The organism is Brucella sp. 22210 (genome assembly GCF_052045675.1).
GTDB lineage: Bacteria > Pseudomonadota > Alphaproteobacteria > Rhizobiales > Rhizobiaceae > Brucella.
Window position 1 is genome coordinate 50,672 of the sequence record NZ_JBQEPD010000004.1, and the last position, 24,397, is coordinate 75,068.

Sequence of the window (24,397 nt, forward strand, 5' to 3'; positions counted from 1 at the left end):
AGCTTTGGCACATAATAGGATAACGAACAATGGGGCGAACAATGGGAGTGCCTGATGTATGATTTTGCCGTAGCCTGGGACTGGCTGGGCTTCGCAGCGCGGTGGCTGCATGTCATTACCGCGATTGCGTGGATCGGCTCGTCTTTCTACTTCATCGCGCTTGATCTTGGTCTGCGCCAGCGTCCCGGCTTGCCGGTTGGCGCTCATGGCGAGGAATGGCAGGTCCATGGCGGCGGCTTCTATCACATCCAGAAATATCTGGTTGCGCCAGCCGAAATGCCGGAACACCTCACCTGGTTCAAATGGGAATCCTACGCCACCTGGCTGTCGGGCTTCACGCTGCTCTGCATCGTTTATTACACGGGCGCTGATCTTTACCTGATCGATCCGAATGTGCTCGATGTGTCTGTTCCGGTTGCTATCGCGATTTCCATCGGCTCGCTGGCGTTTGGCTGGGTCGCCTATAACACGATCTGCAAGCTGATGCTGGGCAAGAGCGATACGCTTCTGATGGTCATGCTCTATGTCGTGCTGGTGTTCGTGGCCTGGGGCTATACGCATCTGTTCACAAGCCGCGCGGCCTTCCTGCATCTGGGCGCTTTCACGGCAACGATCATGTCGGCCAACGTGTTCATGATCATCATCCCGAACCAGAAAATCGTGGTGGCCGATCTCATCGCCGGTCGCAAGCCGGATCCGAAATACGGCAAGATCGCCAAGCAGCGCTCGACGCATAACAACTATCTGACGCTGCCGGTTCTGTTCCTGATGCTGTCGAACCACAATCCGCTGGCTTTCGGCACGCAGTATAACTGGATCATCGCATCGCTGGTGTTCCTGATGGGCGTGACCATCCGCCATTGGTTCAACACCCAGCATGCCCGTAAAGGCAAGCCGACCTGGACCTGGCTGGTGACGGTCATCCTGTTCATCATCATCATGTGGCTTTCCACGGCCCCGAAGATTCTGACCGGTCAGCCGGAAGAGCAGAAGGTTTCGGCCTTGCAGGAAAGCTTCATTTCGGACCCGCACTTTGGCAAAGTGCGGGATACCGTTTTGGGACGCTGCGCCATGTGTCACGCGGCGCAGCCGGGCTGGGAAGGCATGATCACGCCGCCAAAAGGCGTGACGCTTGAAACGGACCGGGAAATCGCCGCCCATGCGCGCGAAATCTATTTGCAGGCCGGTCGCTCCCATGCCATGCCGCCCGCCAACGTCACCGGGGTAACGGATCAGGAGCGCCAGCTTCTCGCCTCCTGGTATGAATCCGCTACTGCTGGAGCAAAGTAACAATGACCAGACTTCTCATCCGTGGCCGCGTTCTGACCTTTCGCGATGAGCCGCAAAGTCTCGATGACAGCGCTTCCTATCTCTATATCGAAGATGGCGCCATTTTGGTCGTAGACGGACGCATTGCGCGCCTCGGCGATTACGCCGAATTAAGCGCGGAAGCGGGCAGCGATGTGAAACTGGCCGATCATCGCCCGCATCTGATCCTGCCGGGCTTCATCGATACGCATATCCATTATCCGCAGACCCAGGTGGTCGCGTCCTATGCCGCCAATCTTCTGGAATGGCTCAACACCTATACATTCGTGGCCGAACAGAAATTCGCCGATGAGCAGCACGCGGAATTCATCGCCGAGCGCTTTCTGGACGAGCTGATCCGCCATGGCACCACCACGGCTGTCGCTTACTGCTCGGTGCATCCGCAGAGCGTCGACGCCTATTTCCGCGCTTCGCAGTACCGCAACATGCGCATGCTGGGCGGCAAGGTGATGATGGACCGCAACGCGCCGCCCGCCTTGTGCGACACGGCGCAATCCGGTTACGACGACAGCAAGGAACTGATCGCGCGCTGGCATGGCAAGGACCGCCTCGACTATGTGATCACGCCACGCTTTGCCATTACCTCGACCCCGGAACAGCTCGAAGCCAGTCAGGCGCTGGCCCGTGAACATCCCGAATGCTTTATCCAGACGCACCTGTCGGAGAACCACGACGAAATCGCCTTCACCAAGTCGCTCTATCCGGATGCGCCGGATTATCTCGGCATTTACGAGCATTACGGGCTTTTGGGAAACAAGACGCTGCTTGGCCATTCCATCCATCTGGAAGAACGCGAAGTGGGCGTGATGGCGGAAACCGGCTCGGTGGCCGTGTTCTGCCCGACCTCGAACCTGTTTCTCGGTTCCGGCCTGTTCGATCGTGATCGTCTGAAGGCGTCGGGCGTGCGCATGGCTGTGGCGACCGATGTCGGCGGCGGCACCAGCTTTTCCATGCTGCGTACCATGGACGAGGGCTACAAGATTTTGCAGTTGCGCGAACAGCGTCTGAACCCGTTCCAGTCCTTCTACATGATGACGCTTGGCAATGCCCGGGCGCTGTCGATGGAAGACAAGATCGGCACGCTGGACGAAGGCACGGAGGCCGATATCGTGGTGCTGGATTCAGCCGCCACATCGCCGATGCGCTTGCGCATGGCGGCAGGTGCGACGCTGGAACAGGAGCTGTTCCTGCTGCAAACGGTCGGTGACGACCGCGCCATTGTTGAAACCTATGTGGCGGGCAAGCCGCTCAAGGCGGAACTCGCCTGATCTGCCAATCCTTGGAGGAGGATGGCCCGCGGCGGAGCGATCTGCTGCGGGTCTTTTGTTTTAAAGCTCTTCCGGCCGCTTGCCGCCAATGGCGCGGGTCAGTTGATCGGCGGTCGAGCGGATGAGCGGCCCCAGCTCTTCAAGCTTCTTCTTTGGCAGGCGCACGGCCGGGCCGGAAACGGAAATGCCTGCAATGCCCTCGCCATATTCGTTGAAAATCGGCGCGGCGATGCAGCACATGCCGAGCGTATGTTCCTCGTCATCGATGGACCAGCCGCGCATGCGTGTCGCCTGAATGTCTTTCAAAAGTGCGGGCAGGCCATCGAGCGTGCGCTGGGTGAAATGCTCCAGCATTTTTCCCGAAAGCGCGCGGGCAATTTCGCCATCCGACCACGTTGACAGAATTGCCTTGCCGATGCCCGATGCGTGGATCGGTCCGCGCCGCCCGGGACGAAAGAAGGCGCGCATCGGCGCGTGACTTTCGATCTGCGAGATGAACACGACATCGCCTTCGTCCTCGACGCCGATATTCGCGGTCTCGCCGCTGGTTTCCATGAGCTGCTTTAAATAGGGGCGCGCCAGCGTGCCCAGCTTGCGGAAACGGCGAAAGGCATTGCCAATCTCGAAAGCCTTGACGCCAATGGTCCAGTCGCCTGTTTCCACATCGTGGGAAACCATGCCGTGGTTGGCGAGCGAGGATAACAGACGGTGCACCGTGGAAGGGGCCATGCCGCTCGCGTCAGCAAGGTCCGTCAGGGTCGAGCCGTCATTATCGGCGATCAGCGCCAGAAGCTTGAGGCTGCGGTCCAGAACCTGCACGGATGAGGGCGCTGCATTCTCCGCCGCCTTGCGGCCCCGCTTTGCTTTGGCCTGTTCCATCACCCGTCTCCGAATCCCGCCTGAACTTCAGAGTTACCACTATCGCATCCATTGTCAGTCGGAAAGGCGCAGAGGGTATAGCCGATTATCTCCATTCCGTTGAAAATCTTTATTTCCATATAATGGTATGCATTTCCATTTTTAAATTATAGCTTTTGTAAATGGAGAATGTTTCCATAGGAGGATTGGCCATGGCCAGAATGCGTGCAGTCGATGCAGCCGTGCTTGTGCTGGAGAGGGAAGGGATCAATTGCGCTTTCGGCGTGCCGGGCGCGGCTATCAATCCATTTTATTCGGCGATGAAAGCGCGCGGTTCGATCCGCCATATCTTGGCGCGTCACGTTGAGGGCGCTTCGCATATGGCCGAAGGCTATACGCGGGCAAAGCATGGCAATATCGGCCTGTGCATCGGCACCTCCGGCCCGGCGGGCACGGATATGATCACCGGCTTGTATTCGGCATCTGCCGATTCCATTCCGATCCTCTGCGTGACGGGTCAGGCGCCACGCGCACGTCTCGACAAGGAAGATTTTCAGGCGGTCGATATCGCCAAGATCGCAGCGCCCGTCACCAAATGGGCGGTCACGGTCATGGAACCGGCGCTGGTGCCATTTGTCTTCCAGAAGGCGTTTCATATCATGAAGTCGGGCCGTCCCGGTCCGGTGCTGATCGATCTGCCAATCGACGTGCAGATGGCCGAAATCGAGTTCGACATCGACACCTATCAGCCGATGCAAGCCTATAAGCCAGCCGCCACGCGGGCGCAGGCCGAAAAGGCGATTGCCATGCTGAACGCAGCGGATCGTCCGTTGATTGTCGCAGGCGGCGGCATCATCAATGCCGATGCGTCGGATCTTCTGGTCGAATTCGCTGAGATCACCGGCATTCCGGTCATCCCGACCCTGATGGGATGGGGCGTCATCCCGGACGATCACCGTCTGATGGCGGGCATGTGCGGTCTTCAGACCTCGCACCGTTATGGCAATGCCAATCTGCTGGCTTCCGATGCGGTCATCGGCATCGGCAATCGCTGGGCCAACCGGCATACCGGCAATGTCGATACCTATCGCAAGGATCGCACCTTCATCCATGTCGATATCGAACCGACGCAGATCGGGCGCGTCTTTGCGCCAGATTTCGGCATCGTGTCCGATGCGGGCAAGGCGCTGAAGCAGTTGCTCGACGTCGCAACCGAATGGAAGGCGGCAGGCAAGCTACGCGACTGGTCCGGCTGGGCGAAGGAATGCGAGGGCCGCAAGCGGACCATGCTGCGCAAGACGCATTTCGACCAGACGCCGCTGAAACCCCAGCGGGTTTATGAGGAGATGAACAAGGCTTTCGGTCGTGACACCTGCTATGTCACCACCATCGGCCTCAGCCAGATTGCGGGCGCGCAGTTCCTGCATGTCTATCGCCCGCGCAACTGGATCAATTGCGGACAGGCTGGCCCGCTCGGCTGGACCTTGCCTGCGGCTCTGGGTGTCCGCGCTGCCGATCCAAATCGGCCCATCGTGGCGCTGTCGGGCGACTATGACTTCCAGTTCATGATCGAGGAACTGGCGGTCGGCGCGCAGCACAAACTGCCTTACATCCATGTCGTCGTGAACAATTCCTATCTCGGCCTGATCCGTCAGGCGCAACGTGGCTTCAACATGGATTTCGAGGTCAGCCTTGCCTTCGACAACATCAATGCGTCCGGCGATGCGGAGAAGGGGTACGGCGTCGACCATGTGGCGGTTGCCGAAGGCCTCGGTTGCAAGGCAATCCGGGTGCGCAGTCCCAACCAGTTTGCAGAAAGTTTCGAGCAGGCCAAGGCGTTGATGCAGGAGCATCAGGTGCCGGTCGTGATGGAATTCATTCTGGAACGCGTCACCAATATTTCCATGGGAACCGACATTGATCAGGTGGTCGAGTTCGAGGAACTGGCCGAACGCGGCGAGGATGCGCCGACTGCGATAGCCGCGCTTCTGGATTAGAGCGTGAAGATTTCACACCTCTCTGTCGCTTCGCTACCCCTCCGCCCCTCATCCTGAGGTGCGGAGCGAAGCGAAGCCTCGAAGGACGAGGGCAGGCGCAGTGCATTTTCCCTCGCCCTTCGAGACGCCTCCCTTCGACAAGCTCGGGAGGCTCCTCAGGATGAGGGAAAAGAACAACGTTGAGAGTTATTCCGGGAAAAGCGTGAGACGTTTCTTCGTTCGGAATTGCCTAAAAAAGGAGGCGGAAATGCCAAGATTTGCAGCCAATCTCACCATGCTTTTCACCGAAGCGCCCTTCATGGATCGCTTCGCGCTGGCCGCCAAGGCGGGGTTCACCGGGGTGGAATATCTGTTCCCCTACGAGTTCAACCGGCATGAGCTGAAGGCCGCCCTTACCCGTCACAATCTGGCGCAGGTGCTGCACAATTTGCCTGCGGGCAATTGGACGGGTGGCGAGCGCGGCATCGCGGTGCTGCCGGATCGTGTAGACGAATTCCGTCGTGGGGTGGCCGACGCCATCGATTATGCCACGACGCTCAACTGTTCGCAGGTCAACTGCCTTGCCGGTATCGCGCCGCAGGGCATCGACCCGGATGTGATGCGGGCGACTTTCGTCAGCAATCTGCGGCTGGCGGCGAAGGAACTGGGAAAGCACGGTATCCGCCTGCTGATCGAGCCGATCAACCATTACGACATTCCGGGTTTCTATCTCAACACCGTGGAGCAGGCGGTTTCGATTATCGACGAGGTGGGCAGTAATAACCTGTTCATCCAGTATGACCTTTATCACCAGCAGCGCACACGTGGCGAACTCGTCGCCACCTATGAGCGCTACAAGCCGCTGATCGCGCATGTGCAGCTTGCCGACAATCCGGGACGCAATGAGCCCGGCACCGGCGAGATTCATTATCCGAACGTCTTCGAAGCGCTTAAGGCAGCGGGCTACAAGGGCTGGATCGGCTGTGAGTACAAGCCGAAGACCACCACCGAGGAAGGTCTGGGCTGGTTCAGAGCATTTCCAGCAAAAGTGCGAAGCGGTTTTGCGTTGGATAATGCGTGAAAACAAAGACTTATATGAAGCTGAACGGCTGAGCGCTTAAATTGCATAGGGAGATATAGAATGGCCAAGATCGGCTTTATCGGACTGGGTATCATGGGCAAGCCGATGGCGCAGCATTTGCAAAATGCAGGCCACCAGCTTTTCACCTCGAAGCATAGCCAGCCGCCGCACAAGGACCTGCTGGCTGCGGGGCTGACGGTTCTCGATACGCCCAAGGCGGTGGCCGCGGAATGTGAAACGACCATCCTCATGCTGCCGGATACGCCGCAGGTGGCCGAAGTCCTTTTCGGCGAAAACGGCGCGGTTGAAGGCCTGGGCAAGGGTAAGACGCTCATCGACATGAGCTCGATTTCGCCCATCGAGACGAAGGAATTTGCGAAAAAAGTTCGTGCTGCCGGGGCTGAATATATCGACGCACCGGTATCGGGCGGCGAGGTCGGCGCGAAGAATGCCAGCCTCTCCATCATGGCTGGCGGCGCGCAGGCAAGCTTTGACGCGGCGCTGCCGCTTCTCAAGCTTATGGGCAAGAATATCACGCTGGTCGGTGATTGCGGTGATGGCCAGACCACCAAGGTCGCCAATCAGATTATCGTGGCGCTCAACATCGAAGCGGTTGCCGAAGCGCTGGTTTTTGCATCAAAAGCGGGTGCTGATCCGGCAAAGGTGCGCGAAGCGCTGATGGGTGGTTTTGCCTCCTCGCGCATTCTCGAAGTGCATGGAGAGCGCATGATCAAGCGGACCTTCGATCCGGGTTTCCGCATCTCCCTGCACCAGAAAGACCTCAATCTGGCGCTTCAGGGCGCGAAGGCTCTGGGCGTCTCGCTGCCTAACACGGCCACGGCGCAGGAACTGTTCAATTCCTGCGCGGCGCATGGTGATGACGGTCTCGACCATTCGGGTCTGGTGCGCGCGCTGGAGCGTTTGGCCAATCACGATGTCGCCTGAGCGTCAGGCCTGATCGGTTCTCTGGAGGGGAGAGCGTGGAGCTGGTTATCTGGAGGGAGATGGCCGGCTCCATTGATTTTATGTGCCGCGCGGGGAATAGTGCCGCCGTTGATTTGTGAAGCCGGGATTCTCATGACTGCCACAAGCGCCATCGCCGATCCGAAGAAATTCCTGACCAGCCTTTTCGACGCCGCCGTGGCGGCTGCCGATCCCGAACTGGTCATCCGCGCCAATTTGCCCGCCAAGCCAAAGGGGCGCACGATCGTAATCGGCGCTGGCAAAGGCTCCGCACAGATGGCGGCGGCTTTGGAAAGGGCCTGGGATGGCCCGCTCGAAGGCCTCGTGGTGACACGCTATGGCTATGGCACGCCTTGCGAACGCATCGAGATTATCGAGGCGGCGCATCCGGTTCCGGATGAAGCGGGACTTGTGGCATCCCGGCGCCTGTTCGAAGCCGTATCGGGTCTCACGGAAGACGATCTCGTGGTGGCGCTGATATCCGGTGGCGGCTCGGCGCTGCTGCCGTCGCCCCCGGAAGGGCTGACGCTGCAAGACGAAATTGCCGTCAACAAGGCATTACTGGCGTCGGGTGCGCCGATCTCGGCCATGAATGCCGTGCGCAAGCATCTTTCGACCATCAAGGGCGGACGCCTTGCCGCTGCCGCCCATCCGGCGCGGGTGTTCTCACTGGTCGTCTCGGATATTCCGGGCGACAATCCCGCATTCGTGGCCTCTGGCCCGACCGTGCCGGACAAAACCAGCCGCGATGATGCGCTCAAGATCATCGAACGCTACCGGCTGGAATTGCCGGCGGCCGCACTTGCCCATATTCGCGGCGAAGGAGCGCATGCGCCAAAGCCGGATGACGCGGTTTTCGCGCAAAACGAAGTGCGGGTGATTGCATCTGCCGCCGTATCGCTGGAAGCGGCAGCGAAAGAGGCCGCCCGGCACGGCGTTGAAGCGGTGATCCTGTCGGATGCCATGGAAGGGGAATCGCGCGAAGTGGCGCATGTCCATGCAGCAATTGCGCGGGAAGTGGTCGAACGCGACCGTCCGTTCAAAAAGCCGGTGGTCATTCTGTCAGGCGGCGAAACCACAGTCACCATTCGCGGCAAAGGCGGCAAAGGTGGGCGCAACAGCGAATTTCTGCTGTCTTTTGCGCTCGATATTGATGGCTATGCCAATATCCATGCGCTTGCCGCCGACACGGACGGGATCGACGGTTCGGAAGACAATGCCGGTGCTTTTGCCGATGGCAGCACGGTTTCACGTCTGCAAAAGGCGGGCGAGGATGGTGCGGCGCGCCTCAACAACAACGATGCATGGACGGCCTTTGACGCCATCGGCGATCTGTTCATCCCGGGTCCGACCGGCACCAATGTCAACGATCTGCGCGCGATTTTGATAACGGCGTAGTGTCGTCGTCGAGCAATATCCGGTTCGCCGCGCCGTCGAGGTCTTCATACTGGCCGTTTTTCAACGACCAGAGAAAGGCTGCCAGCCCCACCGCGCCCATCAAAAGGGCGACGGGGATGAGAAAGAGAAGCCCGCTCATTTGTGCGCTTCCTTGACCACGGTAACCGGCGTGGTGCGTGTCTGCGCCTGCTGCTTCTGCTTTCCGGCTTTCAACCGCAACGCGTTGCTGACAACCACGATGGACGACAGCGACATGGAAAGTGCTGCCACCAGCGGCGTGACATAGCCGAAAATCGCAATTGGCACGGCGATGATATTATAGCCGATGGACAGCGCGAAATTCTGGCTGATCAGCCGACCTGCCTCCTTGGAGACCGCAAAGGCCAGCGGCACGGCGGCGAGGCTCTCACGCAGAAACACGAAGTCGGCGGCATTGCGCCCGATATCGGCAGCAGTTGCCGGGGCCATGGAAACATGGGCTGCGACCAGGGCCGGCGCGTCGTTGAGGCCGTCGCCAACCATCAGCACCTTGCGACCTTCGCCGGAAAGCGCCTGCACGAGTTGCGACTTGTCGGCAGGCAGCACCGCGCCGCGATAATCATCGACATCCAGATAATCCGCGAGCTTTCGGACGGCTGGCAATCGGTCGCCGGAGATGATGCCAAGCTTCAGCCCATCCTTTTTCAGGGCAGCGATAGCGGCGGCTGCGTCTTCGCGCGGGCTGTCCTCGAAATGGAAGGTTTCGACCAGCATGCCGTCGATGGAAAGACAGGTTTCCGGGCCGTTTGAAGCGGTTGCATCGGCCATGCCGCCAGCCCATTCGGATTTGCCGAGACGATAGAGTTTACCGTCGATTTCCGCCTCGATACCCGATCCCGGAACTTCCTCGATCCGGGTGAAGGCGCTCATCGGCCCCTGACCGGAAAACTGCGCCAGCGCCCGCGACAGCGGATGGCGGGAATAGAGCGACAGCTCGGCGGCGATTTCGAGATAGTGCGTATTGATGCTTTCAAGGCCGATCAGGCGCGGCTGACCGAGTGTCAGCGTACCGGTCTTGTCGAAGATCGCGGTATCGATCTCGGCCATGCGTTCCATGGCGGAGCCGTCCTTGATCATGATGCCGTTCTCGAACAGGCGGCGCGCTGCGACCACCTGCACAATCGGCACGGCCAGCGCCAATGCGCAGGGGCAGGTGATGATCAGCGTGCAGATGGCGATATAGATCGAGCGGTACCAGTCGCCGCCGGTGTAGACCATCCAGCCTGTGAAGGCGAGGAAGGCAATAGTGTGCACCATCGGCACATAGAGTTCGGAAGCGCGGTCGGCGAGGCGGCGATAATAGGCGCGTCCGCCTTCAGCCACATCCATCAGGCGCACCATTTCGGCAAGGAAGGAATCCTTGGCTTCCGCCGTTGCCCGAATGACGAGCGGCGTGGAGAGGTTCAGCGTACCGGCGCGAATATCCGAACCGGGGCCGACCGGCACCGCATCGCTTTCGCCGGATGCAATGGCGCAATCGAGTTCGGAGCGGCCTTCCTCAATTCTGGCATCCACCGGCACGCGCTCGCCAGCCGCCAGAATGATGCGCATACCGGGGCGGATTTCATTGACCGGCAGATAGTTCCGCTCGCCATTGTCGGCGATCACCACCGCGCCACGACTACCAAGCTGCGCCAGACCACGCACGGCGGAACGGGCGCGGGCGCGCATCATATAGTCGAGCGTACGACCGATCAGCAGGAAGAACAGAAGCGTCACCGAGGCATCGAAATAGGCATGATGACCATGGTTCATGGTCTCATAGATGCTCATTGCAAAGGCAAGCGAGATGGCCAGCGCAATCGGTACGTCCATGTTCACACGCCTTGCGCGCAGCGCGTTCCATGCGGAAACATAGAAGATGCGGCCCGAGAAGATCAGCGTCGGCAGGGCGATCAGGCCGGAGACCCAGTGAAACAGGTCGCGGGTTGCTGCATCCGCGCCCGACCAGACAGCGACGGAAAGCAGCATGACATTGCTGGAGGCGAAAGCCGCGACACCAAGGGCGATCAGCAGGCGCGTGAAGGCAGGGTCCTTCTCCTGCCCCATGTCGAAAATATGCGCTTCATAACCGAGGCGACGCAGCGGATCGACGACATTGGGCGGCGTTTCGCCGTCCTTCCAGCGGATCGCGACCCGCCGCGCAGTCAGGTTGACGCGCACATAGGCAACGCCAGCGATCTGTGCCAGCGCTTCTTCTATCGTCTTGATGCACAATCCGCAGTGAACGCCCGGCACCGACAGGTCGAGCTGGCGCAGCCCGTCGCCGAGCGTGCGGCTGGCAAGCTGCATTTCATCCGGGGAAACGGTCTGGATGACCGTCGCGATCTGTGCATTCTCGACGCAGCAGCTCATAACAGCTTCCCGTTCTTGATCAGAACGCGGACGATATGGCGATAGGGGTCTTCCAGACCGGCATCGGCGTTGATTTCCATGACCCATGCGCCATCAGCAAGGTCGATGCTGGCGCCGAGCACGCCCGCTTCCCGGGTGGCAAGTGCTGCCCTGGTATCGTTCACATCGCCAACAGGACGCTTGAACTCCACCGTTCCGCCCGTCACTGCAACCGGCTTGCCGTCGCGGTCGGTGAGCCGCCAGGTAAAGACACCCCCGGCATAGGCGGGCGTCGACTGCCAGTTGAGGGCTGCCTGTTCCTTGCCGGTCTGGGCCTTTTCGTTGAATTCCTGGCTCGCGACATAGGAATTGGCGACGACCAGCCCGCTCCAGCTGTGAATGGCGAGATAGGCCATCGTCACATTGACGGCGATGATCACCCCGAAAAACGCCACCATGATGCCCAGCATATGCCAGCCGGTGAATGTGCCTGCCGAATTTGCGGATGCAGTCTCGGTTTCTGCCGACATTATCGTCCCTCCGGAGCCATGAAGGTTGCCTTGTAGCGGGCGTGTTCAGCGCCGTCCGCGTCGCGCACTTCGATTTCGTAATCCTTGCGGTGATCCGAGATGGCGCTGTGCGGCAAGGTCACAAAGACACGCAATGTCTTCAGTCGGTCGGGTTCGACGGGCACGGCATAATTGCCGTCTGTATCTGCCGTCTCGTCCTGCACGGTCAGCGTCGCGCCGGGCAATCCTTCGATGGACAAGCGGAAGGTGCGCGGCGTCGGGATCATGTTGAGCAGCTTGACCGTATAACCGTTGCGGATCGAACCGTCCGACAGAAGCACATATTGCGGGTTGCGGTCGTGCAGGACGTTGATGCCAATGCGCTGGCGCATCGACAGCGAAATGACCAGTGTAAGGCCGATCAGCGCCCAGACGATGAAATAGAACAGGCTGCGCGGACGCAGTACTTTGCCCCATGACAGGTTCTGCACCTTGTCGGAGAGCACATTGGGCGCAGCGTAAACCCGGGCAGGGGTGATGGGCATCGTCCCGTTGTTGGTGGCAAGCGCCATATTGGCGTCGTAGTCGGCCAGCGTCGCATAGGAGATGAGGCCGCGCGCCTTGCCGATCTTGTCCATCACCGAATTGCAGGCATCGATGCACAGCGCGCAGGTGATGCATTCAAGCTGCTGGCCGTCGCGAATGTCGATACCCATCGGGCAGGCGGCCACACAGGCATTGCAATCCACGCAATCACCGACGGATTCCCCGGTGGCGATTGCCTTCTTGGCATGGCGCGAACGCGGTTCGCCGCGCCAGTCATTATAGGTCACGGTCAGCGAATTCTCATCGAGCATCGCGGCCTGAATGCGCGGCCAGGGGCACATATAGGTGCAGACCTGCTCGCGCATCAGCCCGCCCAGCGTATAGGTGGTGGCGGTGAGAATGGCGACGGTGAAATAGGCAACGGGCGCTGCCTGTCCGGTCAGGAAATCGAGCAGCAGGCTTGGCGCATCGGCGAAGTAGAAAATCCACGCGCCGCCGGTCAGAACGCCGATCAGGAGCCAGACCGAATGTTTCGTCACTCGCTTCCAGATCTTGTCGAAGGTCCACGGCCCCTTGTCGAGTTTCATGCGGGCGTTGCGGTCGCCTTCGATGGCGCGTTCCACCACGAGATAGAGATCGACCCAGACAGTCTGCGGGCAGGTATAGCCGCACCATGCGCGGCCCGCGACGGAGGTGACCAGAAAAAGGCCGAGGCCCGCCATGATGAGCAGGCCCGCGACGTAATAGAATTCCTGCGGCCAGATTTCGATGAAGAAGAAATAGAAGCGGCGGTTGGCGAGGTCGATCAGCACGGCCTGATCTGGCGCATAAGGCCCGCGATCCCAGCGCAGCCATGGCGTCAGATAGTAGATGCCCAGCGTGATGAGCATGACGAGCCATTTGAAGCGCCGGAACTCACCCTGAACGCGCTTCGGAAAAATCTTGACCCGCGCCGCATAAAGCGACTGCCGCGTCTTGGGGGAATTCACTGCCTGAACGTCGATACGTTCGACTTGCTCTGACATTTTATGCTCCTAGGGAGGAGAAGGGAGTAGGGGAATAGGGGAGTAAGGGAGTATGAAAAAAGGGGAGCGACGCTGCGGGCCTTCACAACCAAAACATACCCCCCTATTCCCCTACTGCCTTACTCCCCTCTCTTCATTCTCCCCCGCCCAGCGAATGGACGAATATCGCCAGCTGCTTGACGGTTGTGTCGCCGAGGCGCGGTTCCCATGCGGGCATCACGCCGTGCTTGGGATGCGACACCTGACGGATGATTGCGTCTTCGCCGGAACCGTAGAACCAGATCGCATCGGTCAGGTTCGGCGCACCGAATTCGCGGCTGCCCTTGGCGTCGGCGCCGTGGCAGACAGCGCAGTTTTCCGAGAAGACCTTCTGGCCTGCGGGAACCATCGACGGATCGTGCGGTGTGCCGGTCAGGCTGACCACATAGGCTGCCACATCGCGGATTTGCTGCGGTTCCAGAATGTCGGCGTAAGCGGGCATCTCGGAAGCGCGCGTATCCGCGTCGTCCTTCGAACGGACGCCGTGACGGATGGTCGTCAGGATTTCGTCGATGGAACCGCCCCACAGCCAGTCATCGTCGTTGAGGTTCGGATAGCCGGGTGCACCCTGCGCGCCAGAGCCATGGCATTGCACGCAGTTGACGCGGAACGCGGCAGCGCCGCCTGCAATGGCGAACTGGCGCAGGTTTTCATCGGCCAGAATCTCATGCACATCCTTGGCCTTGATCTGGTCGAGAATGCCCTGCTTTTCCGCCGCTACCTGGCGCATGTCTTCCTGCAATGCGCCGCGGCTCGACCATTGGGTCAGCCCCGCAGTCGAGCTGGAAATCAGTGGCCATGCCGGATAGGCGATAGTGTAGCCGATCGCGAACAGGATGGTGGCGTAGAAGGTCCACAGCCACCAGCGCGGCATCGGGTTGTCGAGTTCGCGGATGCCGTCCCATTCATGGCCGGTGGTCGAAACACCGCTGACGTCGTCGATATGCTTATCAGTCATTTGCGTCATCCTTGAACGGAATGGCTTTCACCTCGTCGGCGATCTTCTTGCTGCCGGGACGGAACACATAGAAGACGGTGATAACGAAGAAGACCGTCATGCCGAGCAGGCCCCAGCTGTCGGCGAAGTGGCGCATGGCGTTGTAATCCATGGGAAGCTCCTATCGCGCTTTGGGGGATTGATCGTAGGTCGAGAAATCGACCAGCGTGCCGAGCATCTGGAGATAGGCGACCAGCGCATCCATCTCCGTCAACGCAGCCGGATTGCCGTCGAAATCGCCGAGCTTGGCCTTGGGATAACGCCCCTCGACGCCGGATGTGTCGGCTTCGGGATCGGCCTGCGCCTTCAGGTCGGCCAGCGCATTGTCGATCATGTCCTGCGTATAGGGCACGCCCACCGCGACATTGGCCTTGAGATCGGCGGCAATGTTGTTGGCGCTCAGCGGCGTATCCTTCAGGAAGCCGTAGCTCGGCATGACCGACTCCGGCACCACATCGCGTGGGCGGATCAGGTGCTGGACATGCCATTCGTTGGAATAACGGCCCCCGACGCGGGCGAGGTCCGGCCCCGTGCGCTTGGAGCCCCACTGGAACGAATGGTCATACATGGATTCCGCTGCAAGGCTGTAATGCCCGTAGCGTTCCACCTCGTCGCGGAAAGGGCGGATCATCTGGCTGTGGCACAGATAGCAACCTTCGCGCACATAGATATTGCGCCCCGCAAGCTCGAGCGGTGAATAGGGACGCATCCCCTCCACCTTCTCGATGGTGTTTTCGAGATAGAACAGTGGCGCGATTTCCACGATGCCGCCAATCAGCACCACGGTCAGCGATCCAACCAGCAGCAGCGTTGCGTTCTTTTCGATTACGGCGTGTTTTTTCAGAAAGGACATGTGTGTTCGATCCTTATTCCGCAGGCTGCATCGCTGATGCCGGCTTGGCCGGGGTTGCGCCGGCAATCGGCGCCTCATCGCGCAGGTTTCCGCGAATGGTCTGATAGACGTTCCAGGCCATGACGAGACCGCCCGTGAGGTAGAGCAGGCCGCCGGTCACGCGGATGACGTAGTAAGGGAACATCGCGGCGACCGTTTCTGCGAAGGAATAGACGAGGAAACCCTGATCGTCGTATTCACGCCACATCAGGCCCTGCTGGATACCCGCAACCCACATGGCGGCGGCGTAGAGCACGATGCCGAGAATGGCGAGCCAGAAGTGCCAGTTGACCATGCGCACCGAGTAGAGGCGCTCACGGTTCCACAGTTTCGGAGCCAGATAATAGATCGCGCCGAAGGTGATCATGCCGTTCCAGCCAAGCGCGCCGGAATGAACGTGACCGATGGTCCAGTCGGTATAGTGCGACAGAGAATTGACCGCCTTGATCGACATCAGCGGGCCTTCGAAGGTCGCCATGCCGTAGAAGGCGATGGCAGCCACCATCATGCGGATGATCGGATCGGTGCGGATCTTGTCCCATGCGCCCGAAAGCGTCATCAGGCCGTTGATCATGCCGCCCCAGGACGGCATCCACAGCATGATCGAGAACACCATGCCCAGCGTCTGCGCCCAGTCGGGCAGTGCGGTATAGTGCAGGTGGTGCGGACCGGCCCAGATATAGAGGAAGATCAGCGACCAGAAGTGGATGATCGACAGGCGATAGGAATAGACCGGACGGTTCGCCTGCTTCGGCACGAAATAATACATCATGCCGAGGAACGAAGTGGTCAGGAAGAAGCCGACGGCATTGTGGCCGTACCACCATTGCGTCAGCGCATCCTGAACACCCGAGAAGGCGGAATAGCTCTTGGTGCCCAGGAAGGAGACCGGCACGGCAAGGTTATTCACGATGTGCAGCATGGCGATGGTGATGATGAAGCCGAGGAAGAACCAGTTGGCCACATAGATATGCGGCTCCTTGCGCTTCAGCACGGTGCCGAGGAACACCACCAGATAGGCGACCCAGACGATGGTCAGCCAGATGTCGACATACCATTCCGGTTCGGCATATTCGCGGCTTTGCGTGATGCCGAGCAGATAGCCGGTGGCGGCCATGACGATGAAAAGCTGGTAGCCCCAGAACACGAACCAGGCGAGATCGCCACCGAACAGGCGGGCGCGGCAGGTGCGCTGCACCACATAGAAGGATGTGGTGATGAGCGCGGTGCCGCAGAAGGCGAAAATGACGGCGGAAGTGTGCAGCGGGCGCACGCGACCGAAGTTCAGCCATGGTTCCAGATTGAGATCGGGAAAAGCGAGCTGCGCGGCGATAACAACGCCGACGAGGAAGCCGACAACGCCCCAGAACACTGTCGCAATCAGGCCGTAGCGGATCGGACCGTCCATATAGACGGACTGATCCGTCTTTTTCGGCGTCAGACCGTAATCGGCGTTGCGCAACAGAAGAATGGTGAAAATGGCGAGCACGACGAACAGAATCCACATATGGGTTCTGAACAGCTCGTCATGGGAAAATCCGGCCAGGAGAACGGCAAAAAGCGCTCCCAGACCGGATAGGACTGTTCCAGCGGCGTAGTTCATGAAATCCCCTCGCAGCGCGTAACGAAGACCGCCCGTCAGGGGCAGTTGTAGCGACAGGATTTCTATCGGCGCTCAGTGGCGTGCTGTCATTGATCCTAATCAACGACGATTTTCTAGGGAGGGAACCGATCTCAGACGTCAGGCGATTGGCACCGTCAGCGTGGCGCGAAGACCACCATCGGGACGGTTCACCAGATCGAATGTGCCTTCCATCCGCGTGACCGCCATTTGCACAATGGCAAGGCCGAGGCCGCTGCCATTGTCCTGCCGGTGCTTGCCGCGGAAAAAGCGCTCGGTGACATGCGGCATTTCGATATCGGGAATGCCGGGGCCGCTGTCTTCAACGGTCAGGGTGAGGCGGCTGTCCGCGACGGTAAAGCCGCAGCGCACAAAACCATCCGGTGGTGAATGCAGTACTGCGTTTTCGATCAGGTTACGCGCCGCCAGCGTGAAGAGATGCGGGAAGGGCATCTGCACGAGTGGCATGCCTTCCAGCAATTCGATGGCGACGCCGCGTTGTGCGCCGAGCATACGCATATCGGTGGCGATGGTGTGCAGAAGCTTGCAGGCCGGTTCCGGCGTCGGTGTTTCGGTTTCGTCTGAAGTTTCAAGCGCTGCAAGATCGAGCAGCTGACCGACCAGCCTGCTGGTGCGGTCCACACCGGCTGCAATCTGGCGCACCGCATTGGCGCGCACGGCTTCGTCCTTTGCGCTCTCGGCGATCTGCGCCTGCGTCTTCAGACCGGCGAGCGGTGTCTTCAGCTCATGAGCGGCAAAAATCGCGAAGTTGCGCTCGCGCTCGCGTGCTTCCTCGACGCGGTGAAACAGCCCGTTCAGCGCTGTTACCGCAGGGGCGATTTCCTTGGGCAGATTCTCTTCCGGCAGCGGGCGTAAATCCTGTGCCTGTCGCTTCGACAGAACGGAGGCAAGGCTGCTCAACGGGTTGAGCCCGCGCCGCACGCAAAGCCAGATCATGCCTGCCAGCAGCGGCAGCACCAGAAGGGCAGGCACGACCAGCCCCGTCACCACATTGCGGACCAGTCTTTCGCGGACATAGAGACTGTCGCCGACCATCACGCGCAGACCAAGCTGCGTGTTTTCAACCGCAAACACCCGCCAGCGTTCGCCAGCGACAACCGTGTTGGAAAAGCCGTTCGCAACGCTCGTCAGCCTTGTAACGGGCGCGCTTTCCGAACGCCCGACCAGCTTGCCGTCCAGCGCCCAGATCTGGCAGAAAAGCTGCCGGTCATAGTCGGAAAATTCCGGCATGGGCTTGAGTGAAAGCTGGCCGCCATCGCCATCAGGGCCGACTTCCACGCGGTGATCGCTCAAAAGCGAATTGACCATGCGCGCGGCTTCCATCAGGCGCGCGTCCAGAACCTTTTCCAGTTGGGCCTGGGTGGTGGTGTGAATCCAGACCACGGCAACCAGCCAGACGATGCAGGTTACACCAATCAGAATGCCGGTCAGACGGCCACGGATCGAACTCATGCGCAGGCCCCCGCCAGACGATAGCCGACACCGCGCACGGTCTCGATGAAATCGGAGCCAAGCTTGGAACGCAGGTGGTGGACATGCACCTCCACCGCATTGCTTTCCACTTCTTCCTGCCAGCCATAAAGCGCTTCTTCCAGCGATGATTTGGAAAGCGTTGCATTGGGGCGCTCCATCAGCGCGCGCAGGATTGAGAATTCACGCCGCGTCAGCCGCAGCGGTTCGCCCTTGAAGCGCGCCGACATTTCCGCCGGATCAAGCTCGACGCCGCGCCATTCCAGCATGGCATTGGCGCGACCAGTCCCGCGTCGCGCAATGGCGCGCACCCGGGCGGCCAGTTCATGCAGGTCGAACGGTTTGCCGACATAGTCGTCGGCGCCGGCGTCCAGCCCCGCGATACGTTCGGGCACCTGATCGCGGGCGGTCAGAAGCAGCACCGGCGTGTCGTCGCGTCCGCGCCGCATGGTCTTCAGAATGTCGAGGCCGGACCCGTCCGGCAGCATGAGATCGAGCACGACAGCATTGTAATTTTGCGCTGCAAGGGCTGCTTCGGCATCGCCGCAGGTCGAGACCGCATCCACGGTGAAACCGGCAATGCCCAAACCAACGGACAACCCGTCGAGCAGGATTGCATCGTCTTCAACCACCAGAATGCGCATCGATCTTCCTGTTTTTGCCTTGTTGTCGTTTTAAATCGGCCCGGCTTGTCGCTGTCCCAGCTTAAGGCTGCCTTAAGGTGGCGGCGGCATTCGCCTTTTGCAACATAATCAATTTTCTACGAATCAGTTCGGAAAACCGGAATGCGTCTTTCTGCGAGCCTTGTGAGTTTCGCTCTCCTGATCTTCACGGCGTTCTCGTCAGCCTTTGCCGCTGGCCCCTTGCCGGTGAACGAAGCCTTTCGTCTTGGCGTGACGAAGGATGCCGATGGACGCCTTGTGCTCGGCTGGACCATTGCCGAAGGCTATTATCTCTATCGCGATCATATTGCCGCCAAGGACGACAAGGGCAATGCGCTCGATGTCGATACGCAGCCCGGCATCGCCAAGGACGACCCGAATTTCGGCAGGCTCGAAGTCTATTATCGCCATGCGAGTGCCAGCCTGAATGCGCAAACCGCGCCGGTGGAAATCACCTATCAGGGCTGTCAAGAAGACGGCATCTGCTATCGGCCTGAAACGCGGACAGTCGACCCGGTGACGCTGGCCGTTTTAAGCCAGATGGGCGCCCTGGCCAAGGCCCAAACCCAGTCTTTCGCGCAAGGCACTGCTTTCACGACTGCTACGCCCCGGATGGCTGCAAGCACCGCCAATGAAAGCAAGGCTTTTGCGCTCGCGCCTGAAAAGGGCATGGTCGAAAACCTGCTGGCTGAGGGCGGCACGGGCTTTGTCATCGCGGCCTTTCTGGCGTTCGGGGTGCTGCTGGCCTTCACGCCTTGCGTTTTCCCGATCTATCCCATCGTCGCCGGAACGCTGGCGCGCGAAGGTGAAAAGCTGACGGCAAAACGCGGCTTCGTCCTCTCCTCCATCTATGTGGTCAGTCTGGCTTTGGGCTTTGCGCTGGTGGGGGCGATCGCTGGCTGGTCGGGGCAGAACCTGCAAATGGTCCTGCAATCGAAATGGACGGCACTTGCTCTGGCGGCGCTGTTCACCTTGCTGGCCGTGTCGATGTTCGGCCTGTTCCAGATCCAGCTTCCAAGCCGGTGGGTCAGCGCGGTTTCCGCGCAGACCGGCCAGCGTACAGGCTCCAAGCGCTCCGCCGCCGTGCTCGGCTTCTCGTCGGTGCTGATTGTCGGCCCTTGCGTGACCGCACCGCTGGCGGGCGCGCTTCTCTATATTGCACAGACGGCCAATGTCGCGCTGGGTGCGGGGGCACTCTTCGCGCTGGGTATCGGCAAGGGCTTGCCGCTGATCGCTTTTGCGACCCTTGGCGCGGGCACGCTGCCGCGCGCAGGCGCATGGATGGAAACCGTGAAGCAGATTTTCGGCTTCGGTTTTCTGGCAACCGCGATCTTCATGGCTGCACCGCTTTTGCCTTCGGGCGTGGATATGGCGCTCTGGGCCATTCTGCTGTTCGGCGTGGCAAGTTTTGCCTTCCTTAAAGTGCCGGGGCATAGCGTTGTGGCTCGCACGATAGGTGCGGCAGCCTTCGTCTACGCAACCATCCTGATGCTCGGCCTTGCGTCTGGCGGCAGAGATCCGTTGCAACCGCTGGCCGTATTCGCTAACCGTGGCGACAACCAGAGTATGGCCGAGCTGCGATTCGCGCCGGTCGATACGGTTTCTTCCCTTCAGGAGAAGCTTGCGACAGTGGAAGGCTCGCGCCCGACGCTGATCTATTTCACGGCGGATTGGTGCGTGAGTTGCTCCACCGTGGAAAAGCGCGTGTTGCCGGATGCCGATGTGAAGAAAAGCCTGAACGGCTATCAGCTCATCAAGGCTGATATTTCCGATCTCACTAATGGCAATGCGGACCTGATGGCGAAGCTGAAAGTGGCTGGCCCGCCGACGATGATTTTCTTCGACAAGGCAAGCCGCGAGCGGGAGGGGACGAGACTGGTGGGCGATGTCACGTCTGCCACCATTGCCCGGTCGGCCGGTCTCACCACCGATGGCCGGATGTAATTGCAGAAACAAGGATTGAAGATGATGCCGGGGGCTTGGACTATTATGAAGCGCGGGGACGATAGATACCGTATTGCAGCGCGACTGTTGCGCATTGCCACCATCGCTGTGCTGCCGCTGGCAGCTGCCGCTTGCACGACGACTTCCGCCGAGCAGCCGGTCGCGGTCATCATGCCCCAGCCTGTTGTGGCAGAACCGCAGCCGGTGCAAGTCGCAGCCGTCGCAGAACCGGAAGTGCAGACGGCGCGCAGCGAATATGAAGTGATGTACGGCGCTGTCACCGACGGCAATAATTTCATTCCTGCGCTCGATGTGAACAAGATTGCCGAGCGCAACCTGCGCAAGCAGGTCGATTATGCGACCGATCATCCGGTCGGCACCATCATTGTCGATCCCTATGCGCGCTATCTTTATCTCGTGCAGCCGGGCGGCAAGGCCATGCGCTATTCGGTCGGTGTCGGCCGCGCCGGGCTGACCTTCAAGGGCGAAGCCAAGGTTGCTTATAAATCACAATGGCCGCGCTGGACCCCGACCGCCAACATGATCAAGCGCAATCCTGACCATTATGCGAAATACGCCAATGGTCTGGAGGGCGGTATCCGCAATCCGCTTGGCGCCCGCGCGCTCTATCTTTATCGCGACGGCAAGGACACGCTCTATCGCATCCATGGCACCAATGAGCCGTGGTCGGTCGGCAAGGCGGCGTCCTCGGGCTGTATCCGTCTTTTCAATCAGGACATTCTCGATCTCTACAAGCGCGCCCCGACGGGTGCCCGCGTTGTGGTGCTCGACAAGTCCCAATCTGGCATGGGAGCTAGTTCATGATAAACCGCCGTCAGATGCTGGCTGTTTCAGCCGGGACCATTGCGACACTCGGATTCTCGGGTGCGCAGGGTCTGGCACAGGCCGTTCCGACCGTGGCCGAGGTTCTCTACGACAAGGAAATCCCGGTTCTCGGTAATCCGCATGGCAATGTCACCATCGTCGAATATTTCGACTATCAGTGCCCCTATTGCAAAAAGGGCCATGGTGAACTGATGCGCGTCGTCAAGGATGACGGCAATGTGCGGCTGGTTCTGAAGGACTGGATCATTTTCGGCGATATGTCGGCCTATGCGGCGCGGCTTGTTCTGGCTGCGGAAAAGTCCGGCAATTACGTCAAGGCCATGGAAGCGCTGATGGCCACGCCGGGCCGTCTGACCAAGGAACAGGTTGATACGGCCATGAAGAAGGGCGGTCTCGACGCTGCCAAGCTTGAAGCGGCCTATAAGGCTGATTCCAAGCGGATCAATGGCATTCTCGAGCGCAACATGAATCAGGGTGAAGCGTTCAATTTCAGCGGCACCCCGTCTTTTGTCATCGGCACCAAGCTCTATGGCGGCGTGATGAAGCAGCAGGAACTGATCGCGGCTATCGCGGATGCGCGTAAATCCTGATCGCTGGTATCGAGCGATATTTCGGCAAAAGCGGGTCTTCGAAGGCCCGCTTTTTTCATTTCGAATTTGAAAGCAAGCAGCGGAGTGTGACCGCCCTTGTAAGGTCCTATGTCTGGTTCATATAAAGAAGGAACACGGACATGAACCTTATGACCCTCAAAACGCATGATCCCGATGAAAGCCGCTGGCAGAAGGTGCTCGGACGCGACAAGGCGTCGGACGGAGCCTTCGTTTATGCCGTGCGCACCACCGGCGTTTATTGCCGTCCATCCTGCCCGTCGCGGCGCGGAAAACGCGAAAACGTGCAGTTTTTCGATCGTTGCGAAGATGCGGAGCGGGCAGGTTTCCGCCCCTGCATGCGCTGCAAGCCGCATCTGACCGAAACGCTCGCAACGCAGAACAATGCGCGCCATGCCGAAATCGTGGCGGCTGCCTGCCGCTATATCGAGGCAGCGGAAGAAGTGCCGTCTCTGGAAGAAATCGCGGATGCGGTGAAGACTAGCCCGGCGCATTTCCATCGCATTTTCAAAGCCTTCACTGGGTTGACGCCCAAGGCCTATGCGGACGCACATCGTGCAAGGAAAATGCGTGTGGCGCTCGACGCGCCGGAAATCCGCGTGACCGATGCGATCTATGATGCCGGTTATAATTCCAGCAGTCGCTTCTATGAAGCCTCAGACCGGATTCTTGGAATGACACCAAAGGCTTACCGGCAGGGCGGCAAGGACGCCGACATTCGTTTCGCCATTGGGCAATCGGCGCTTGGCGCAGTCCTTGTGGCTGCAAGCGACAAGGGCGTCTGCGCCATCTTGATGGGCGACGATCCGGAAGCACTGATCCGCGATCTGGAAAAACGCTTTCCCAAAGCCAATCTCATCGGGGCTGATCGCGACTTTGAAGACATGATCGCGCAGGTGGTCGGCTTTGTCGAAGCGCCGGGCATCGGTCTCGACCTGCCGCTCGATCTGCGCGGAACGGCGTTCCAGCAGCGCGTCTGGCAGGCCTTACGGGAAATTCCCGCAGGAAAAACAGCGAGCTATACCGATATTGCCGAGCGGATCGGTGCACCGAAAGCCGTTCGCGCCGTTGCGCAGGCCTGCGCTGCCAACAAGATCGCCGTCGCGGTGCCATGCCATCGTGTGGTGCGCAATGATGGCGGACTGTCCGGCTATCGCTGGGGTGTCGAGCGCAAGCGCGACCTCCTGAAGCGGGAGCGTGAAGCATGAGCGGCGACGTGGAAAAGGCGGCGGCAAAAGTCGCCGTCTATGACTGGGACAAGATCGGCGCCGAACTCGACTCATTCGGTACGGCCATTCTCCCGAAACTTCTCTCCGAGAATGATTGCCACAATTTCGCCACGAAATGGCATGATTCCGCCGCATTTCGCACCACCATTTCCATGGCGCGACAAGGTTTTGGACGCGGCGAATACAAATATTACGCCAATCCGCTGCCTGCCTTAATTGGGAGCCTCCGCGCCAGCCTCTATCCGCAGCTCGCACCCATCGCCAATGCGTGGAGCCGGAGAATGTGCAGCGACACCCGCTATCCGCCGACCCATGACGCCTTTCTGGAACGCTGCCATGCAGCCGGGCAGTCGCGCCCGACACCGCTTCTTCTGCAATATGTGGAGGGGGATTATAATTGTCTGCATCAGGACCTTTATGGTGACATCGCCTTCCCGTTACAGGTGGCCATTCTCCTGTCGAAGCCGGGCGAGGATTTTATGGGCGGTGAATTCGTGCTCACCGAGCAACGCCCGCGCATGCAGAGCAGGGCAGAGGTGGTGCCGCTTCAACAGGGCGATGCGGTGATCTTCGCCGTCAACGACCGCCCGGTGCAAGGCACGCGCGGCGATTACCGGGTCAAGATGCGGCACGGCGTCAGCCGTATCCGCTCCGGCATGCGACATACGCTGGGCATAATCTTTCACGATGCGCGATAGGCCGACATAAAGGGTTGAACCGAAATGCGTATTGGCCTTTGATC

Annotated in this window: 22 protein-coding genes; 11 read left to right on the top strand and 11 right to left on the bottom strand. The window is 59.8% G+C overall.

What is annotated here, in order from left to right; genetic code table 11:
* Positions 1-54 precede the first annotated feature (54 nt).
* Together ACTJKP_RS07255 and guaD are read left to right on the top strand one after the other, a co-directional pair.
* Entirely contained in the window at positions 55-1,290 is a 1,236-nt protein-coding gene (locus ACTJKP_RS07255) for a urate hydroxylase PuuD (RefSeq protein ID WP_199055263.1), read from the top strand.
* A gap of 2 nt (positions 1,291-1,292) precedes the next feature.
* Positions 1,293-2,597, top strand: coding sequence for a guanine deaminase (gene guaD / locus ACTJKP_RS07260; protein WP_440630169.1), 1,305 nt, complete (start codon positions 1,293-1,295; stop codon positions 2,595-2,597).
* A gap of 60 nt (positions 2,598-2,657) precedes the next feature.
* On the opposite strand, the gene ACTJKP_RS07265 is transcribed toward guaD, so the two are convergent.
* Entirely contained in the window at positions 2,658-3,476 is an 819-nt protein-coding gene (locus ACTJKP_RS07265; RefSeq protein WP_440630170.1) for an IclR family transcriptional regulator, read from the bottom strand.
* A gap of 191 nt (positions 3,477-3,667) precedes the next feature.
* Here ACTJKP_RS07265 and gcl point away from each other — a divergent pair, with 191 nt between their 5' ends.
* The 4 genes from gcl to ACTJKP_RS07285 all read left to right on the top strand — a co-directional run bounded on the left by gcl (position 3,668) and on the right by ACTJKP_RS07285 (position 8,873).
* Positions 3,668-5,452, top strand: coding sequence for a glyoxylate carboligase (gene gcl / locus ACTJKP_RS07270; RefSeq protein WP_440630171.1), 1,785 nt, complete (start codon positions 3,668-3,670; stop codon positions 5,450-5,452).
* Positions 5,453-5,699: 247 nt separating this feature from the next.
* Positions 5,700-6,512, top strand: coding sequence for a hydroxypyruvate isomerase (gene hyi, locus ACTJKP_RS07275; RefSeq protein WP_440630172.1), 813 nt, complete (start codon positions 5,700-5,702; stop codon positions 6,510-6,512).
* Between the two features lie 60 nt (positions 6,513-6,572).
* Complete coding sequence (locus ACTJKP_RS07280; protein WP_440630173.1) at positions 6,573-7,457, top strand: 2-hydroxy-3-oxopropionate reductase; 885 nt, start codon at positions 6,573-6,575, stop codon at positions 7,455-7,457.
* Between the two features lie 132 nt (positions 7,458-7,589).
* Complete coding sequence (locus ACTJKP_RS07285; protein WP_440630174.1) at positions 7,590-8,873, top strand: glycerate kinase type-2 family protein; 1,284 nt, start codon at positions 7,590-7,592, stop codon at positions 8,871-8,873.
* On the opposite strand, the gene ccoS is transcribed toward ACTJKP_RS07285, so the two are convergent.
* The 10 genes from ccoS to ACTJKP_RS07335 all read right to left on the bottom strand — a co-directional run bounded on the left by ccoS (position 8,839) and on the right by ACTJKP_RS07335 (position 19,010).
* Positions 8,839-9,012: a cbb3-type cytochrome oxidase assembly protein CcoS gene (ccoS, locus tag ACTJKP_RS07290; RefSeq protein ID WP_182519350.1), complete on the bottom strand. Its 174-nt coding sequence runs from the start codon at positions 9,010-9,012 to the stop codon at positions 8,839-8,841. The two genes, ACTJKP_RS07285 and ccoS, sit on opposite strands and share 35 nt — an antisense overlap.
* Positions 9,009-11,267: a cation-translocating P-type ATPase gene (locus ACTJKP_RS07295; protein ID WP_440630175.1), complete on the bottom strand. Its 2,259-nt coding sequence runs from the start codon at positions 11,265-11,267 to the stop codon at positions 9,009-9,011. The genes ccoS and ACTJKP_RS07295 overlap by 4 nt, the downstream gene beginning before the upstream one ends.
* Positions 11,264-11,776 carry a FixH family protein gene (locus ACTJKP_RS07300; RefSeq protein WP_078337969.1) on the bottom strand — a complete coding sequence of 171 codons (513 nt, stop codon included), beginning with the start codon at positions 11,774-11,776 and terminating at the stop codon, positions 11,264-11,266. Before ACTJKP_RS07300 ends, ACTJKP_RS07295 begins: the two co-directional genes overlap by 4 nt.
* The gene (gene ccoG, locus ACTJKP_RS07305) at positions 11,776-13,326 is read right to left on the bottom strand and encodes a cytochrome c oxidase accessory protein CcoG (protein WP_440630176.1); all 1,551 of its coding nucleotides are present in this window, start codon (positions 13,324-13,326) and stop codon (positions 11,776-11,778) included. Before ccoG ends, ACTJKP_RS07300 begins: the two co-directional genes overlap by 1 nt.
* Positions 13,327-13,459: 133 nt before the next feature.
* Complete coding sequence (gene ccoP / locus ACTJKP_RS07310) at positions 13,460-14,323, bottom strand: cytochrome-c oxidase, cbb3-type subunit III (protein ID WP_078337971.1); 864 nt, start codon at positions 14,321-14,323, stop codon at positions 13,460-13,462.
* Positions 14,316-14,474, bottom strand: coding sequence for a cbb3-type cytochrome c oxidase subunit 3 (locus tag ACTJKP_RS07315; RefSeq protein ID WP_078337972.1), 159 nt, complete (start codon positions 14,472-14,474; stop codon positions 14,316-14,318). The genes ccoP and ACTJKP_RS07315 overlap by 8 nt, the downstream gene beginning before the upstream one ends.
* A 9-nt stretch (positions 14,475-14,483) precedes the next feature.
* The gene (gene ccoO / locus ACTJKP_RS07320) at positions 14,484-15,215 is read right to left on the bottom strand and encodes a cytochrome-c oxidase, cbb3-type subunit II (RefSeq protein WP_440630177.1); all 732 of its coding nucleotides are present in this window, start codon (positions 15,213-15,215) and stop codon (positions 14,484-14,486) included.
* 13 nt (positions 15,216-15,228) lie between these two features.
* Positions 15,229-16,857 (bottom strand): cytochrome-c oxidase, cbb3-type subunit I, encoded by a 1,629-nt coding sequence (gene ccoN, locus ACTJKP_RS07325; RefSeq protein WP_078337974.1) that lies wholly within the window; start codon positions 16,855-16,857, stop codon positions 15,229-15,231.
* A 138-nt stretch (positions 16,858-16,995) separates the two neighbouring features.
* A complete protein-coding gene (locus ACTJKP_RS07330; RefSeq protein ID WP_440630178.1) occupies positions 16,996-18,348 on the bottom strand; it encodes an ATP-binding protein in 1,353 nt (450 codons plus the stop codon).
* Positions 18,345-19,010: a response regulator gene (locus ACTJKP_RS07335; protein ID WP_182519358.1), complete on the bottom strand. Its 666-nt coding sequence runs from the start codon at positions 19,008-19,010 to the stop codon at positions 18,345-18,347. Before ACTJKP_RS07335 ends, ACTJKP_RS07330 begins: the two co-directional genes overlap by 4 nt.
* Before the next feature lie 141 nt (positions 19,011-19,151).
* On the opposite strand from ACTJKP_RS07335, the gene dsbD reads away from it, so the two are divergent.
* The 5 genes from dsbD (at position 19,152) to ACTJKP_RS07360 (ending at position 24,353) form a co-directional block, all read left to right on the top strand.
* Entirely contained in the window at positions 19,152-20,972 is a 1,821-nt protein-coding gene (dsbD, locus tag ACTJKP_RS07340; protein ID WP_440630179.1) for a protein-disulfide reductase DsbD, read from the top strand.
* Positions 20,973-21,017: 45 nt separating this feature from the next.
* Positions 21,018-21,797 carry a L,D-transpeptidase gene (locus ACTJKP_RS07345; protein ID WP_440630180.1) on the top strand — a complete coding sequence of 260 codons (780 nt, stop codon included), beginning with the start codon at positions 21,018-21,020 and terminating at the stop codon, positions 21,795-21,797.
* A complete protein-coding gene (locus ACTJKP_RS07350) occupies positions 21,794-22,408 on the top strand; it encodes a DsbA family protein (RefSeq protein WP_280991620.1) in 615 nt (204 codons plus the stop codon). The genes ACTJKP_RS07345 and ACTJKP_RS07350 overlap by 4 nt, the downstream gene beginning before the upstream one ends.
* Positions 22,409-22,548: 140 nt before the next feature.
* Positions 22,549-23,634 carry a bifunctional DNA-binding transcriptional regulator/O6-methylguanine-DNA methyltransferase Ada gene (gene ada, locus ACTJKP_RS07355; protein WP_440630181.1) on the top strand — a complete coding sequence of 362 codons (1,086 nt, stop codon included), beginning with the start codon at positions 22,549-22,551 and terminating at the stop codon, positions 23,632-23,634.
* Positions 23,631-24,353 (top strand): 2OG-Fe(II) oxygenase, encoded by a 723-nt coding sequence (locus tag ACTJKP_RS07360; protein ID WP_440630182.1) that lies wholly within the window; start codon positions 23,631-23,633, stop codon positions 24,351-24,353. The genes ada and ACTJKP_RS07360 overlap by 4 nt, the downstream gene beginning before the upstream one ends.
* Positions 24,354-24,397: the final 44 nt, after the last annotated feature.

Bases quoted from the DNA above. Each gene is read 5' to 3' on its own strand.
- ACTJKP_RS07255 (WP_199055263.1), top strand. From the start codon at position 55: ATGTATGATTTTGCCGTAGCCTGGGACTGGCTGGGCTTCGCAGCGCGG.
- guaD (WP_440630169.1), top strand. From the start codon at position 1,293: ATGACCAGACTTCTCATCCGTGGCCGCGTTCTGACCTTTCGCGATGAG.
- ACTJKP_RS07265 (WP_440630170.1), bottom strand. From the start codon at position 3,476: ATGGAACAGGCCAAAGCAAAGCGGGGCCGCAAGGCGGCGGAGAATGCA.
- gcl (WP_440630171.1), top strand. From the start codon at position 3,668: ATGGCCAGAATGCGTGCAGTCGATGCAGCCGTGCTTGTGCTGGAGAGG.
- hyi (WP_440630172.1), top strand. From the start codon at position 5,700: ATGCCAAGATTTGCAGCCAATCTCACCATGCTTTTCACCGAAGCGCCC.
- ACTJKP_RS07280 (WP_440630173.1), top strand. From the start codon at position 6,573: ATGGCCAAGATCGGCTTTATCGGACTGGGTATCATGGGCAAGCCGATG.
- ACTJKP_RS07285 (WP_440630174.1), top strand. From the start codon at position 7,590: ATGACTGCCACAAGCGCCATCGCCGATCCGAAGAAATTCCTGACCAGC.
- ccoS (WP_182519350.1), bottom strand. From the start codon at position 9,012: ATGAGCGGGCTTCTCTTTCTCATCCCCGTCGCCCTTTTGATGGGCGCG.
- ACTJKP_RS07295 (WP_440630175.1), bottom strand. From the start codon at position 11,267: ATGAGCTGCTGCGTCGAGAATGCACAGATCGCGACGGTCATCCAGACC.
- ACTJKP_RS07300 (WP_078337969.1), bottom strand. From the start codon at position 11,776: ATGTCGGCAGAAACCGAGACTGCATCCGCAAATTCGGCAGGCACATTC.
- ccoG (WP_440630176.1), bottom strand. From the start codon at position 13,326: ATGTCAGAGCAAGTCGAACGTATCGACGTTCAGGCAGTGAATTCCCCC.
- ccoP (WP_078337971.1), bottom strand. From the start codon at position 14,323: ATGACTGATAAGCATATCGACGACGTCAGCGGTGTTTCGACCACCGGC.
- ACTJKP_RS07315 (WP_078337972.1), bottom strand. From the start codon at position 14,474: ATGGATTACAACGCCATGCGCCACTTCGCCGACAGCTGGGGCCTGCTC.
- ccoO (WP_440630177.1), bottom strand. From the start codon at position 15,215: ATGTCCTTTCTGAAAAAACACGCCGTAATCGAAAAGAACGCAACGCTG.
- ccoN (WP_078337974.1), bottom strand. From the start codon at position 16,857: ATGAACTACGCCGCTGGAACAGTCCTATCCGGTCTGGGAGCGCTTTTT.
- ACTJKP_RS07330 (WP_440630178.1), bottom strand. From the start codon at position 18,348: ATGAGTTCGATCCGTGGCCGTCTGACCGGCATTCTGATTGGTGTAACC.
- ACTJKP_RS07335 (WP_182519358.1), bottom strand. From the start codon at position 19,010: ATGCGCATTCTGGTGGTTGAAGACGATGCAATCCTGCTCGACGGGTTG.
- dsbD (WP_440630179.1), top strand. From the start codon at position 19,152: ATGCGTCTTTCTGCGAGCCTTGTGAGTTTCGCTCTCCTGATCTTCACG.
- ACTJKP_RS07345 (WP_440630180.1), top strand. From the start codon at position 21,018: ATGAAGCGCGGGGACGATAGATACCGTATTGCAGCGCGACTGTTGCGC.
- ACTJKP_RS07350 (WP_280991620.1), top strand. From the start codon at position 21,794: ATGATAAACCGCCGTCAGATGCTGGCTGTTTCAGCCGGGACCATTGCG.
- ada (WP_440630181.1), top strand. From the start codon at position 22,549: ATGAACCTTATGACCCTCAAAACGCATGATCCCGATGAAAGCCGCTGG.
- ACTJKP_RS07360 (WP_440630182.1), top strand. From the start codon at position 23,631: ATGAGCGGCGACGTGGAAAAGGCGGCGGCAAAAGTCGCCGTCTATGAC.